Origin of the sequence: Allobosea sp. Tri-44, assembly GCF_004123845.1 — a bacterium.
In the GTDB taxonomy this organism is placed as follows: Bacteria; Pseudomonadota; Alphaproteobacteria; order Rhizobiales; family Beijerinckiaceae; genus Allobosea.
The window spans coordinates 49707-62840 of the sequence record NZ_NBDP01000005.1; the positions used below are offsets into that span (position 1 = coordinate 49707).

General features: G+C 66.3%; 13 protein-coding genes and 1 tRNA gene. 4 read left to right on the top strand and 10 right to left on the bottom strand.

The window, feature by feature from the left end; all coding sequences use genetic code 11:
• Positions 1–472 precede the first annotated feature (472 nt).
• The 4 genes from B6S44_RS04825 to B6S44_RS04840 all read right to left on the bottom strand — a co-directional run bounded on the left by B6S44_RS04825 (position 473) and on the right by B6S44_RS04840 (position 2877).
• Positions 473–549, bottom strand: a tRNA-Pro gene (locus tag B6S44_RS04825).
• A gap of 285 nt (positions 550–834) precedes the next feature.
• Positions 835–1059, bottom strand: a complete 225-nt coding sequence (locus B6S44_RS04830) for a hypothetical protein (protein WP_248309453.1) — start codon at positions 1057–1059, stop codon at positions 835–837.
• Positions 1060–1131: 72 nt separating this feature from the next.
• Entirely contained in the window at positions 1132–2292 is a 1161-nt protein-coding gene (locus B6S44_RS04835) for a patatin-like phospholipase family protein (protein ID WP_129155643.1), read from the bottom strand.
• A 96-nt stretch (positions 2293–2388) separates the two neighbouring features.
• Positions 2389–2877: a DUF192 domain-containing protein gene (locus tag B6S44_RS04840; RefSeq protein ID WP_465246087.1), complete on the bottom strand. Its 489-nt coding sequence runs from the start codon at positions 2875–2877 to the stop codon at positions 2389–2391.
• A 281-nt stretch (positions 2878–3158) separates the two neighbouring features.
• On the opposite strand from B6S44_RS04840, the gene B6S44_RS04845 reads away from it, so the two are divergent.
• On the top strand, positions 3159–4997 hold the full coding sequence (locus B6S44_RS04845) for a hypothetical protein (RefSeq protein ID WP_129155644.1): 1839 nt from the start codon (positions 3159–3161) through the stop codon (positions 4995–4997).
• 106 nt (positions 4998–5103) lie between these two features.
• Positions 5104–5712 (top strand): CatB-related O-acetyltransferase, encoded by a 609-nt coding sequence (locus B6S44_RS04850; RefSeq protein ID WP_282568169.1) that lies wholly within the window; start codon positions 5104–5106, stop codon positions 5710–5712.
• Here B6S44_RS04850 and B6S44_RS04855 read toward each other — a convergent pair.
• The 5 genes from B6S44_RS04855 to aspS are packed head-to-tail and all read right to left on the bottom strand — an operon-like array spanning position 5684 to position 10140.
• On the bottom strand, positions 5684–6742 hold the full coding sequence (locus B6S44_RS04855) for an acyltransferase family protein (protein WP_129155646.1): 1059 nt from the start codon (positions 6740–6742) through the stop codon (positions 5684–5686). The genes B6S44_RS04850 and B6S44_RS04855 overlap by 29 nt on opposite strands.
• On the bottom strand, positions 6739–7635 hold the full coding sequence (locus B6S44_RS04860) for a glycosyltransferase family 2 protein (RefSeq protein ID WP_129155647.1): 897 nt from the start codon (positions 7633–7635) through the stop codon (positions 6739–6741). The genes B6S44_RS04855 and B6S44_RS04860 overlap by 4 nt, the downstream gene beginning before the upstream one ends.
• A 42-nt stretch (positions 7636–7677) precedes the next feature.
• A complete protein-coding gene (locus B6S44_RS04865; protein ID WP_129155648.1) occupies positions 7678–7977 on the bottom strand; it encodes a hypothetical protein in 300 nt (99 codons plus the stop codon).
• 6 nt (positions 7978–7983) lie between these two features.
• A complete protein-coding gene (locus tag B6S44_RS04870) occupies positions 7984–8355 on the bottom strand; it encodes a hypothetical protein (RefSeq protein ID WP_129155649.1) in 372 nt (123 codons plus the stop codon).
• Positions 8356–8361: 6 nt separating this feature from the next.
• Positions 8362–10140, bottom strand: coding sequence for an aspartate--tRNA ligase (gene aspS / locus B6S44_RS04875; protein ID WP_129155941.1), 1779 nt, complete (start codon positions 10138–10140; stop codon positions 8362–8364).
• Between the two features lie 141 nt (positions 10141–10281).
• On the opposite strand from aspS, the gene rnd reads away from it, so the two are divergent.
• Positions 10282–11421 carry a ribonuclease D gene (rnd, locus tag B6S44_RS04880; protein WP_129155650.1) on the top strand — a complete coding sequence of 380 codons (1140 nt, stop codon included), beginning with the start codon at positions 10282–10284 and terminating at the stop codon, positions 11419–11421.
• 56 nt (positions 11422–11477) lie between these two features.
• Entirely contained in the window at positions 11478–12254 is a 777-nt protein-coding gene (locus B6S44_RS04885) for a bestrophin-like domain (RefSeq protein WP_129155651.1), read from the top strand.
• 9 nt (positions 12255–12263) lie between these two features.
• Here the strand turns inward: B6S44_RS04885 and B6S44_RS04890 are convergent, their stop codons facing one another.
• Complete coding sequence (locus tag B6S44_RS04890) at positions 12264–13127, bottom strand: NAD(P)H-binding protein (RefSeq protein WP_129155652.1); 864 nt, start codon at positions 13125–13127, stop codon at positions 12264–12266.
• Between the last annotated feature and the right edge of the window lie 7 nt (positions 13128–13134).

The following is a 13134-nucleotide window of genomic DNA, read 5'->3' on the forward strand; positions in this document are numbered from 1 at the left end:
AAAGAGCGTCCCGAAAGGGCCGTCTCGCCACAGGGCAAGCTCTTCACTCTGCGCAAGCCCGCTCGGCGCCGGCTCCGGAAGTTCGCCGCATCTCGGCCGATGAGGCGTAGCGTCGCCATTTCTCCAGATTGCGTGGCTCGCGCATGGTCATCGTCCCGCTCTGGCTGATGGAGAATGGGCACGCTCCATCATCAGAGCCAATTCCGCACCACCTTCGGGCCAGACGCCAGTAGCCTCCCTATCGAAATCCCGGTTGGGCGCGATCGAGAAATTTGTCAGCTCGCAGAATCCTACATCTAAACGCTGGCGCCTAAATGACTATGGCGCGCTGGTCGATGCGTTCGACATAGAGATAGCTCCACCAGGGTTCGTGGATGCGCTTCGGCAATTGCTATCCGGGCTGAAATAGGACCACACAGCCCGACTGACCTCGTGGGCGTGAAGAAGCACGCGTGACGCCAGTCACAAAACGTGGTCGGGGCGACACGGTTCGAACGTGCGACCTGATGCTCCCAAAGCATCCGCTCTACCAGGCTGAGCTACGCCCCGAGTGTTACATGAACTATTATTTGCTAAGCTCTTAATTCGTCATCTTTGTTATGCCGCTCAGGGGGAATTGCTCCCAAAGCAGATGCGCTACTCGCAAGTGCAATCAATCACTCGCAAATCGGTTCCATCGGCCCATCTCGAAGCCGGCGGATGCGGAACGCAATATCACCAACCGCCGGCTTTGGGAACACGCAGTTGCCACGAGATCGCCGGGCAGAGTCCTGTGCTCTCGTCGCACCGCCATCTTCGGGCCAGCAACCAGCCGAAGCGACGATTCCAGCCGTTTCAGCCCAGCGCCTCGCGCTTCCGAAGAAGGTCGGTGAGCAAATCCTGTTGCTCGTTGAGCCGATTGGCGAGGCTCTCCTCGACCGCTGCGCCGGACGCGCCGGTCGCCTGTTCCATCAGCTCGGAGATGTTCCTGCGGACGATTGCGATTCGGTCGTCCAGCTCCGCCCGCTCAGCACTTCCCGGCATGTCCTGGTCTCCGTCCTGCCGCCACAGGGCGATCATAGACGTATCGAGGGCGTCAGGCGACCGGCAGCGTGCGCCGACCGGACGACCGCTCGCGACAGCCGCTTCCGATCAGAGCGCCAGTTCTGCGGGGCCGGCCGATGCCGCGCGCGCAGCCGTGCTTGAGAGCTGCGGCAGGGTTGCATCAGGCGATAGTGGCGAAGCCGGTGCCCCGAAGATTCGCGTGCCTGCCGCCTGCCCCGCCTCGAACAAGGGACGCATTTCGTCAGGATCGAAGCGCAGCGGATCCCTCGCCTCTGGCACAGTCTCGGGCAGTGCGACCAGCCGAAAATGCGCTCCTGCCGCAATAGCCTTGCCCTGCGCCTCATGCACGGAGCTGTAAAGCAATTGCCGGATGAGCTGGGAGACGCCGCGGCGGGCCAGCGCCAACGTCGACGCAGCCGGACTGCTAACGGCGGCGTCGCGGCTGACATGGCCGTTGGCGAGCACCCATATCGTGCTGCCGCGCACTGCCCTGCCAAGCATGAAGCTCTCGAACGGCACCGGTGCCATGACGCCGCCGTCGCTGTGGATCGAAACCGCACCGCTTCGCCTGTCGCGAATGCGCACGGGTTCAACAAGGCCGGGTACCGCGGCCGAAGCGACGAGGATGTCGACGTAATGGCTGCGCCGGTCCTCTTGGGAGGCGGCGATCGCACCCATGTCCCAGAACATGGTCTTGCCCGCCGTCATGTCGGTTGTCGCGACATAGAGCCGGCGGCCCTTGCGGTGCTCGGCCGCCACTTGGTCCAGCATGTCATCGCTGATCAGCTCGAGCAGCAGGCGCCGCAAGGGAGCCGGATCGTAAAGGCCGGTGCCGACCAACGTCTTCAAACCGTTGGAGCGAAAAATGTCGCGCGTCCGCGTCGTGGTGTAGACGCGTTCCAGCAGATGGTCCGAGGCCGGGCCGAGGAACGCCGCAGTCGCCTGCAGCGCGCCTGTCGAGGTCCCGGTGACGACATCGAAGACCGGGCGCTTGCCGCTCTGAGACCATGCCTGGAGCACGCCGGCTCCGAAGGCGCCATCTGCACCGCCACTGGTCAGGACCAGGATATTGCGGGCCGGCGCCCGCTTGCCGGGTTCAGCCAGCGGCGAGGCCGTGGAGGCGTAGCGCCCGGCACTGACGACGGGCTCGCCGGCATCGAGAACGATATCGCCATGACGGCAGGCGGAAAGGGCGAGCAAAGCCAGCACGGCCGAACCTCGCAAGAGCGGCCTCGTCCAGTCCGCCATTGACAGCCTCCGAGAGAGATTATCCTGCCAACGCCAGGATAGCGGTTGTCCGAAGCAATTACGGCTGCGATGTGACGGATGGCAGGGCGGTGCCGCTCAACGCTTGAACAGCGGGTGCTCGACCTTGTCGCCCGGCTTGATGCCGAGCTTCTCGGCGATGCCGGCATTGACCTCGAGCACCGAGAGGACCGGCTCACCGGACGGGATAGTCCGGGTCGAGAGCGGCTCGGCTCGCTCGGCGATGCGGGCGACCGTGCCGTCGGCGCGGATGAAGAGCATGTCGAGCGAGATGTAGGTGTTCTGCATCCACATCGCGACCGGCTCGGTGCGGGCGAAATCGAAGAGCATGCCGCGATCGGCCGGCATGAACTGGCGGTGCATCAGCCCGCGCGCCCGCTGATCCGGCGTGCGCATCACCTCGACCTGGAAAGCGTGACGGCCCGAAGCCGTGACGATGGTCAGCGGCTCGAGACCCGCGACGGGTGCGTTCTGTGCCTCTGCGGGTTTCAGCAGGATCGAAAGGACGCCCAGGGCCAGCGCGACGACGGAGGCCAGGCGCAGGAAACGTTCCACAACAGACATCATCGCGCCTCGCGCCAGACAGGCCACCCTGACGCAAGCCTTGCGCGGCCTCGTGGCGGTTCTGCGGCCAATGGCACGAAGCAATACCGTTTCGTCAAGCATTTCGCCCAAACGGCGGACACGCCATCTTTCTTTCGTCATCGCCTTGCGGCAGGGTCGGCGCCGACTTCCGGCCAAGGACGAATTTGCTGCCCGCTCGGCGAATCCGTCTCTGGCGCTGCCAATCGGGGGCTTGGCCCCAGCTACGCGCCCGCGGGCCTCGACGCATGCTTCAGGAGACCACCATGACGATTTCGCCCGGCCGACGCCTCGCCAGCTTCCGGCCGCTGTCCACGACCGCCCTGATACTGGTCCTCCTGGCCGGCCCCGCCTCCGCGGCCGATCTCCAGCTCGACAACATCAAGCTCGACCTCGGCAAGTTCGTGCTCTCGATCCCGAAGCTCGAGGTGAAGGGCACCTCGCTCGACCGCGATGGCTTCCTCGCCATCTTCCAGGGCAGCGGCGATAGCGCCATCGCCAGGCTCGGCAAGCTCGATGCCAGCGAGATCAGCGCGCCGACGCTGGTGATGGAGCAGAATTTCGGCCCGCAGAAGCAGGTCACGACTTATCGCAACATCAAGTTTGCCGACATTCGCGAAGGCCGGATCGGACGCGGCGAATCGAGCGACGGCACAATCAAGGTCGAGGGCGGCAGCACCGGCCCTATCAATGGCGAGATCAAGCGCACCAGCTTCGAGACGCTCGACCTGATGCAGATCGCGCGCGTCTTCGCCGAGAAGGCCAAGCCGGGCGAAACGGCGCCGCTGCAGCCGGTCCTCGGCAAGCTCGAGCAGGACGGCTATTCGCTCGACCTCGGCGAGCAGGGCAAGATGACGGCCGGCAAGGCTTCGCTGCGTGGCTTCAAGGCGCGCGTCGCCTCCGAGCCGATGGGTGAGCTGATGACGCGCATCGCGGTGCTGAGCGAGGAATCGGAAAAGGCCTCGCGAGATCTCAACAGCAAGGAAGACCCGGCGATCAGCGAAGCGCGTAGCCGCAAGCTGCTGCTCGCCATGGCCGAAATCGTTGACGCCGTCGACTATGGCAGCGGCGAACTCCGCGACCTCGTGATGGCGCTGAAGACACCGCCGAAGCCAGGTGCCAAGGCCGAGCCCGTCGACATGCGTATCTCGCGCATGGCCTTCGGCGAGGACACGCCGGAGAAGTCCGGCGTGGTGATCGAGGGCCTGCAGTTCGAAGGTAGCGGCGCGAAAGGCGTGATCGCCTCGCTCGGCTATTCCGGTTTCTCGTTCGAGAGCGTGGTGCGCGAGGTCAAGGCCCTCGGCGATGCCGCGGTTGATCTCAAGACGCTCGACTTCCGCCGCTTCATTCCGAAGCTCGGCACGGTCAAGATGAATGGCGTGCAGATGAGCGTGCCGCAGGACGGCAAACGCGGCCGCCCGGCCGGCGCCCCGATCCAGGTCGGCCTCGGCAGCTTCGAGCTCAAGGCCGGCGAGCAGGTCAACGGTATCCCGACCGACATGGCGCTGACGCTCGACAAGATCACCTTCCCGATCGTCGATAGCGCCGATAATCCCGCCGCCAAGGACCTGCTGGCGATGGGCTACCGCAATATCGACCTGTCGGCGAAGCTCGCGCTGGCCTGGCAGGAGACGAGCAAGGAGTTCGCGATCCGCACGCTTTCGCTCAGCGGCGCCGGCATGGCGAGACTCGACGCCACCGGCATGCTCGGCAATATCGGCAAGGAGGTCTTCTCCGGCGACCTCGCTCTGGCCCAGGTGGCGCTGCTCGGCGCGACCGCCAAGAATGTCGAGCTCAAGCTGCAGAATCTCGGCCTCGCCGAGAAGCTGATCGAGAACGAGGCGAAGAAGTCGAAGCGCAAGGTCGAGGATGTCCGACGCGAATACGGCATGATGGCGAGCCTCGGCCTCGCAGCCATCCTCGGTCCGTCCGACGGCGCCAAGGCGCTGGCGAACGCGATCGCCCGCTTCGTCGCCAAGCCGGGCACGCTGACCGTCAAGGCGAATGCCAAGTCGGCGAGTGGGCTCGGCCTCGCCGACGTCATCACGCTCGGCGACCCGACCGAGATCTTCGACAAGATCGACGTCCAGGCCACTGCCGAGTGAGGCGGACGGCTTGACCTTGCACGACATCTCCAGCCCGGACGCCGATTGGCGCCCGGGTGCGCTCGCGACCTGGTGGGCCGGCCTGCCCGCCGGCCCGCGCAGCTTCCTGCGGCGCTGGGTCAATCCGGACAACCAGACGCGTATCCATCTGGCGAAGCTGCTGGCGCGCCGGCCGGCGCAGATCACGGTCGGCGCCTTCACTTATGGCCGGCCCAAGGTCCGGTTCCCGGAGAGCGGGGCGCGGCTTTCGATCGGCCGCTACGGCTCGATCGCCGACGGTGTCGAAATCTTTCTGGGCGGGAATCATCGCACCGACTGGGCGACGACCTATCCCTTCCCCGCCCTGCCCGGCCTGTGGCCGGCGGCGCGCGGCATGAGCGGCCATGATACGACGCGCGGCGACGTCGCCATCGGCCATGACGTCTGGCTCGGCTCGCAGGCGATGATCATGTCCGGGGTGACGATCGGCCATGGCGCCGTCGTTGCGGCACGGGCCGTGGTGACCCGCGATGTGCCGCACTATGCGATCGTTGCCGGCAACCCGGCCAGGGTGGTGCGGCTGCGGCTGCCGGAAGTACAGATCGAAGCGCTGCTGGCGAGCCGCTGGTGGGAGCTGCCATCGGAAAAGGTCTCGCAACTCTTGCCGCTCTTGATGTCGGACCGTGTCGACGAGCTGGCGGCGGCGATCAGGCAGGCTTCAGCAGGCGGCGCTTGAGCCCCAGCGCCGGCTTCTCGACCAGATACCAGGACAGCGCCGCAACCAGCAGCGTCACGACGAGCGACGGTCCGAACAGCGTCAGTGCCCCGACCGTCGGGAACAGCGCGACGAACGCCTGCTGCACCGGCCAGCCATAGAGATAGACGCCATAGGACAGATCGGCGGGCGGCTCGCTGCGCCAGCGGGTCAGCGGCGGCGCCAGCGCCAGCACCAGAACGCCCCAGGCGGTGACGAGATAGAGCAGCGCCTTATAGGCCGGCGTCGGCTGGGCAACGGCCACAACGATGAGCGCAATGACGAGCCCCGGCAGCGACAGCGGCACGCGCTCGCGCCAGAGATAGATCAGCCCGCCGGTCAGGAAGATCAGCGGCAGGCGCAGAGCCGTCTCGAGGCCTTTCGACCCGTCGGGCGCAAGAATCTCGCGCAGGACCGTCGCGACGACCAGCGCCGCCCAGAGTCCCAGCACGATCCGGCGATGGGCCAGCAGGCCGACGAGCCCGATGCCCAAAACGCCGAGATAGCAGAGGGTCTCGTATTTCAGCGTCCAGACCGTCCCCATCGGAAACTTGAGCGGGTTCTCGGTGAAGACGCCCGGCAGCGGGGCCGAGCTCTTGAAGTTGGTCAACGTGCCGTTGATGAAGCGCCAGAGCTGCGGGTCGGCGAGATAGGCGGAGAGGTCGAGCTTGGTCAGCGCGCTGCCAAGCAGCAGCGCGACGACGAGCGTCGCCGCGATCAAGCCGGGCGCGATGCGCAAGGTGCGGGCGACGAAATAGTCGCGCCAGCCGCGCTGCTCATAGCTCATCGTCACCAGGAAACCGGAGATGGCGAAGAAGCCGTTGACCGCGTGCTCGCCGAGCGTGAAGCCGGTCGAATGGGCAAGCAGCTCGTCTTCGACCTTGCCGGTGGTGACGCTGAGGCCGTGCGAGACGACGACGGCCAGCGCCAGCAGCAGGCGCAGCAGGCCGAAATGGTTGTGCGGCAGGCTCAGCCCGTCGGCGGCACTGGCGGTGCGCAGGAAGCCTGTCACGCAATGACCTCCGCCTCGTTCAGCTCCTGCCGGGCGAGTGCGCTCTGGCCGGCGCGTGCCGCGAGCGCGCCGGCGACCGAGCCGGCATGCGCATACATCTTGTCCTGATTCAAGATCAGGCCGTAACCGATTGCCTTGGCTGCATTTTCGATGGTCTTGCTCAGGCCGGGTACAGGCAGGCCCCACTTGCGCGCCATGTGATACTCCGACCAGGCAAGATGCCAGCGCGCGGTGAAGCGCCGCTGCGGCGATGGCGCGCTGGAACGGCCGCGACCATGCCGGGCGCTGGCGCCGTCGACATGGATCAGTGCGTGACCGGCGTCGCGCAGGCGCCGGCAAAGGTCATCGTCTTCGTAGAACAGGAAGATTGCCGGATCGAAGCCACCCAGCGCCAGGAAGATCTCGCGCCGCAGCAGCAGGCAGGCTCCCGACAGGAACGGCAGGCAGGCATCGCCCTCGGGCAGCGTGATTCGGGCAGCCCGATTGAGATGATCGGGCGAAAGCAGCGAGCGCGGCTGCAGGAAGACGCGGCCCGAGGGCTCGACCAGGCGCGGCGCAAAGGCGGCGGCATCCGGATAAGCCTTGGCCGCCGCCAGCAGGGCAGACACCGCGCCTGGCTGTATTTCGAGATCGGGGTTGACGATCAGGACGAAGGGCGTCACCGCCGCCCGTACACCACGGTTGTTGGCGCGGCCATAGCCTTCGTTACGGGCGTTGCTCAGGACTCGTGCGCCGTGTTGCGCTGCGACCTCGGCCGAGGCGTCGCCGCTGGCATTGTCGACGACGATCGCCGCGACGCCCTCGCCCGCCAGCGCGGCGAGGCAGGACGGCAGCACCTCAGCGCTGTCGAAGCTGACGACAATGGCGGTGACGTCGGCGGCGGAAAGGGTCATGGCCGCATCTGCGCGGGATGAGCGGCGCGAGGCAAGAGGCGATCAGCGTCGCGCGCCAAAACGCAGCTCCTGCTGGAGCCGTTCGCGCTCGGTCGCATCGCAACGGCGCGGCGCGTTGTAGGACTTCACCGCATAGCTCGCATTGGCGGCGACGAAACGGCCGCGTTGGTCGGCCGGCAGGCGCCCGATGATGCGGCTACGATCGACCCTCAGCCCGCAATCATAGGCGCGTGAGACCTGCGCAGCCGTGAATTCGGGCGTGCCGAGCATCGGCCCGGCCATCGTACAGCCGGCAAGGCTCAAGGCTGCGAGCGCGGCAAGGCTAGGCTTCAGTACAGCCATGGACGGTCAGGGCGCCTCGAATCGGCCGGCACGGACATCGTTCATCTTGCCGCGCAGCGTCGCCCGCTCTTCAGCGGTGCAGGGCTGCGGGCGGACGTCCTGGTTGATCATCTCGGCTTCGGACACCGTGACATAGGCCGAGCGCGCAGCCGCGAGTTGCTCGTCGTTCGCCCCACGTGCCTTCTCGGCAGCGATGAAGCGATCCAGCGTCGTGCGCTGCGGCGAGCCGGCCTTGCAGGCGATAGCGCGCGAGACCGTCGTCGCCAGCGCCGAAGCGCGGCCTGAAGTGGAATCGGCATGACCGGCGACGCAGGCGCCAAGCGGCAGCGCGACGAAGCAGGCGAGCAGCAGCGCTCGCCCGGCAGGCAGGTAGGCCATGGTCGCTCAGCCGTCTTTCTCGGTCAGGTTGACGCGCAGATGCGCCTCGCGCAGCTGCTTCGGGCTCGCCGGCGACGGCGCGCCCATCAGGAGGTCGACGGCCTGCTGGTTCATCGGGAACAGCGCGACCTCGCGCAGATTGGTCGCACCGGCGAGCAGCATGATGATGCGGTCGACACCCGCAGCCATGCCGCCATGTGGCGGCGCGCCGTACTGGAAGGCCCGGTACATGCCGCCGAAGCGCTCGATCACCGTCTCCTCGCCATAGCCGGCGATCTCGAAGGCCTTCACCATCGCTTCCGGCTTGTGGTTGCGGATGCCGCCGGAGGCGAGCTCGTAGCCATTGCAGGCGATGTCGTACTGGAACGCCTTGATCGAGAGCGGATCGTCCTCGAGCAGCGACTTCAGACCGCCCTGCGGCATCGAGAACGGGTTATGCGAGAAGTCGACCTTCTTCTCGTCCTCGTTGTACTCGAACATCGGGAAGTCGACGATCCAGGCGAAGGCGAAGGCGTTCTCGTCGATCAGCCCGAGCTCCGAGCCGACCTTGTTCCGGGCGCTGCCGGCGAACTTGTAGAACTTGTCCGGATCGCCCGCGACGAAGAAGCAGGCATCTCCGCCCTTCAGCCCCATCTGGGCGACGATCGCGGCGACACGCTCGGGACCGATGTTGTTGGCGATCGGCCCCTGCCCCTCACCGTCTTCCTTGACCATCAGATAGCCGAGGCCGGGCTGGCCCTCGCCCTGCGCCCAGGAGTTCATCCGGTCGCAGAAGGCACGGGAGCCGCCGCCCGGCGCGGGAATCGCCCAGATGCGGTTCTTCTCGCCTTCGAGGATGCGGGCGAAGACCTTGAAACCCGAGCCGCGGAACTGCTCGGAGACATCCTGCATCTCGATCGGGTTGCGCAAATCGGGCTTGTCGGAGCCGTATTTGCGCAGCGCCTCGGCATAGGGAATGCGCGGCCAGTTGCGGGTGACCGACTTGCCCTCGCCGAACTCCTCGAAGACGCCGGCAATCACCGGCTCCATCGTGGCAAAGACGTCTTCCTGCTCGACGAAGCTCATCTCGACGTCGAGCTGATAGAACTCGCCGGGAAGCCGGTCGGCGCGCGGGTCCTCGTCGCGGAAGCAGGGCGCGATCTGGAAATAGCGGTCGAAGCCCGCCATCATCAGGAGCTGCTTGTACTGCTGCGGCGCCTGCGGCAGCGCATAGAACTTGCCCGGATGCAGGCGGCTCGGCACCAGGAAGTCGCGCGCGCCCTCAGGGCTCGAGGCCGTCAGGATCGGCGTCTGGAACTCGGAGAAGCCGGACGTCTTCATGCGCTGGCGCAGCGAGTCGATCACCTTGCCGCGCAGCACGATGTTGTTGTGCAGCTTCTCGCGGCGCAGGTCGAGGAAGCGGTATTTGAGGCGGGTGTCCTCGGGATATTCGAGATCGCCGAAAACCGGCAGCGGCAGTTCGGCCGACGGGCCGAGCACTTCGATCGTGGTCGCGAAGACCTCGACGGCGCCCGTCGCGAGATTGGCGTTCTCGGTGCCGGCGAAGCGCGCCTTGACCTTGCCGTCGATGCGGATGACCCATTCGGCGCGCGCCTTCTCTGCATCGGCGAACGCCGGCGAATCCGGATCGATCACGACCTGGGTCAGGCCGTAATGGTCGCGCAGGTCGATGAACAGCACGCCGCCATGGTCGCGGATGCGATGGCACCAGCCGGACAGGCGCACGGAGGCGCCGATGTCGCTCTCGCGGAGCGCGCCGCAGGTGTGGGAACGGTAGCGGTGCAAGGTCACGGGTTCAGCTTTCCGGGCGTCCATGCGGCCAGGATCGGGCACGCAAGCGATTTGGCGCCGTAACCACACGCGCGCGGCTTGCTTGTCAAGAACGCCCGCGACATGGCGCGCGCTGATCTGCTATGAGCGCCGGCCATGAACCTGATCAACACCACCGACGAGCTCGCCTCCGCCTGCTCCCGCCTCGCCGCGCACCCCTTCGTCACCGTCGACACGGAGTTCCTGCGCGAGACGACCTATTACCCGAAGCTCTGCCTGGTCCAGATGGCCTCGCCGGACGAGGCCGTGATGCTCGACCCGCTGGCTGACGGCCTCGATCTTGCGCCCTTGATGGCGCTGATGACCGATCAGAACGTGGTCAAGGTCTTCCATGCCGCCCGGCAGGACCTCGAAATCGTCTGGATGCTCGGCAAGGTGCTGCCGACGCCGCTGTTCGACACCCAGGTCGCTGCGATGGTCTGCGGCTATGGCGACTCGGTCGGCTATGAGCAGCTTGTCAATGACCTCGCCAAGGCGCGCGTCGACAAATCCTCGCGCTTCACCGACTGGTCGCGCCGCCCGCTCAGCGAGGCACAGCTGACCTATGCCGAATCCGACGTCACTCATCTGCGCGACGTCTATCTGGCGCTGCAGGCCGATCTCGCCGCGAGCGGCCGCGAGAGCTGGGTCGCCGAGGAGATGGCGGTGCTCAATTCGCCGGGGACCTACGAGGTCAAGCCCGAGAACGCCTGGCAGCGGCTCAAGGGGCGCCTGCGCAAGCCGAAGGAGCTGGCGGTGCTGATGGAGCTCGCCGCATGGCGCGAGCGCGAGGCGCAGCATCGCGACGTGCCACGCCAGCGCGTGCTCAAGGACGATGCCCTGATGGACATCGTCCAGCGCGCGCCACGCTCGGCCGAGGCGCTCGGCGAATTGCGTTCCGTGCCGAATGGCTTCGAGCGCTCACGCGCCGGTGGCGAGGTGCTGGCCGCGGTCGAACGCGCATTGGCGCTCGACCCGCACAGCCTGCCCCGGCTCGAGCGAGAGCGTGGCCGGCCGAGTAACGGCGCCGTGCTCGATCTGCTCAAGGTGCTGCTCAAGGCAACCGCCGACACCGAACGCGTCGCACCGAAGATCATCGCCTCCAGCGACGATCTCGAGGAGATCGCCAGCAACGACGAGGCCGACGTGCCGGCGTTGAAGGGCTGGCGCCGCGAGCTTTTTGGCGAGAAGGCGCTGGCGCTGAAGAACGGCTCGCTATCGCTCAGGATCGTGCGCGGGCGGGTCACGGTCGGCTAGGGCCGCCATCAGGTCTGCAGCTGTCGTGTGAGCGCTGGCGGAGTTCGGGGGGCGACGTGTTCATCCTGTTCCATCAATTGCCGCTGACGGCGATGTTCCTCGCCGTCCTGGCGCTCAGCGTCGCGGCTTGCTGGTTTCTGATCGGCCTCGTCCGCTTCGCGATCCCTCGTCTTGGCTACCGCCTGGATGAGCCGCTGCCGATCCGCGATTCGATCATCAACACCTGCGGGGGGCTGTTCGCCCTGATCGTCGCCTTCTCCGCGGCCGGCATCTGGAACGACGCCGTTTCGGCGCGGACCGCGGTCCAGCGCGAGGCCGATGCGGTGGAGACGGCGTTGACGCTATCGGTGGTGCTGCCCGAGGAGACGCGGTCCGAGCTGACCAAGGGGCTGCAGGACTATCTGCATGAGGTCGTCGCGGTCGACTGGCCAGCAATGGCCAGAAGCACACCCCTCAACGATGCGATCTTCGATAAATCGGAAAAGCACCTGCTCGGTGCGATCCAGCTGGTCTCCCGACAGACTGCAGTGGCGGCCTATGCACCAGTGCTCAACCAGCTTCTCGAAATCCGCCATGCGCGGCTGGCGCGGCTGGCGGCTTCCATCGCCGGCATCACCTGGGCGCAATGGTGCGCGATGTGGCTGATCTCGACCGCCACCATGCTCTCGATCATCATCTGCAACAGCCACGCTTTCCGCATGCAGATCGTGGCAGCACATCTCTATGTGGTGGTGGTCTCGGCAGCCTACTTCGTCATCCTGGCGCATGACCGGCCGTTCGTCGGCCGGATATCGATCCAGCCGACGGCCTTCCAGCAGCTCATACCTCGTTAGAGAGGCAGGCTACGCCTCTGTCGCGGTTGTCGCGCGACGAAGGAAGTCCCGGAAGCTCTCTGGTTCGCGGCCCGTAAGGACAGCAAAGTCGTTAGAGACCCGGCTGTAGCGGCCTTCGGCGATCGAAGCGCACAGAGTGGAGAAGGCGCAAGGCCAGGGATCGTCAAGCTGCGCCGACGCCAGGGCCCGGTATTCGTCGATGGAGCAGGGACGATAGCCGACCTGGCTCGCGACCGTTTCGCCATAAGAGGCGGCGATCTCGTCAAAATCCAGCGCCAAATCTCCCGTGACCGTATGGATTTTGGGAGATTTGTCGGGGTTGGCTGCGACCGCCGCGATGGCGGCTGCCACGTCGTCACGCGAGATCGGCGCGACCCCGCCGTCCCCAGTGGGCAGCACCAGTTCTCCCGAGGTTTGGCTGGGGGAAAGCCAATGGTCGAGAATGAACTCACAATACAGGCCGCATCTGAGGATGATCGAAGGCACGGCGCAAGCCGCAAGGCGCCGCTCCGCGTCGCGGTAGACAGGCGCGAAGTAGAACGGCGACCGATCGTCGACATCAACGATGCTGGTGAAGACAATGTGCCTTGCGCCGGCCGCAGTCGCCGCCGCGATGGCGTTGGCGTGGTGGCGCATGACTGCGCTCGCCTCGCCGTCGCTCGATATGAGGACAATCTCGTCGATGCCCGCGAAAGCCCTCTTCAGGGCAGAGGCATCCTCGTAATCGGCGACGCGCAGGGCGATTTCGGGTGGCAGGCGTTCGGCAGCGGTTTGGCGGTCCCGAACCATCGCGACCACATCGTGGCCGAGCGACGCCAGCCTGCCGACGACAGCGCTCCCGACATGGCCGGTCGCTCCCGTGACGAGGATCATGGAGCGA

Excerpts from the sequence above, each read along its gene's own strand:
- B6S44_RS04830 (WP_248309453.1), bottom strand. The coding sequence starts at position 1,059 with ATGATCGCCCTGTGGCGGCAGGACGGAGACCAGGACATGCCGGGAAGT.
- B6S44_RS04835 (WP_129155643.1), bottom strand. The coding sequence starts at position 2,292 with ATGGCGGACTGGACGAGGCCGCTCTTGCGAGGTTCGGCCGTGCTGGCT.
- B6S44_RS04840 (WP_465246087.1), bottom strand. The coding sequence starts at position 2,877 with ATGATGTCTGTTGTGGAACGTTTCCTGCGCCTGGCCTCCGTCGTCGCG.
- B6S44_RS04845 (WP_129155644.1), top strand. The coding sequence starts at position 3,159 with ATGACGATTTCGCCCGGCCGACGCCTCGCCAGCTTCCGGCCGCTGTCC.
- B6S44_RS04860 (WP_129155647.1), bottom strand. The coding sequence starts at position 7,635 with ATGACCCTTTCCGCCGCCGACGTCACCGCCATTGTCGTCAGCTTCGAC.
- B6S44_RS04865 (WP_129155648.1), bottom strand. The coding sequence starts at position 7,977 with ATGGCTGTACTGAAGCCTAGCCTTGCCGCGCTCGCAGCCTTGAGCCTT.
- B6S44_RS04870 (WP_129155649.1), bottom strand. The coding sequence starts at position 8,355 with ATGGCCTACCTGCCTGCCGGGCGAGCGCTGCTGCTCGCCTGCTTCGTC.
- rnd (WP_129155650.1), top strand. The coding sequence starts at position 10,282 with ATGAACCTGATCAACACCACCGACGAGCTCGCCTCCGCCTGCTCCCGC.
- B6S44_RS04890 (WP_129155652.1), bottom strand. The coding sequence starts at position 13,127 with ATGATCCTCGTCACGGGAGCGACCGGCCATGTCGGGAGCGCTGTCGTC.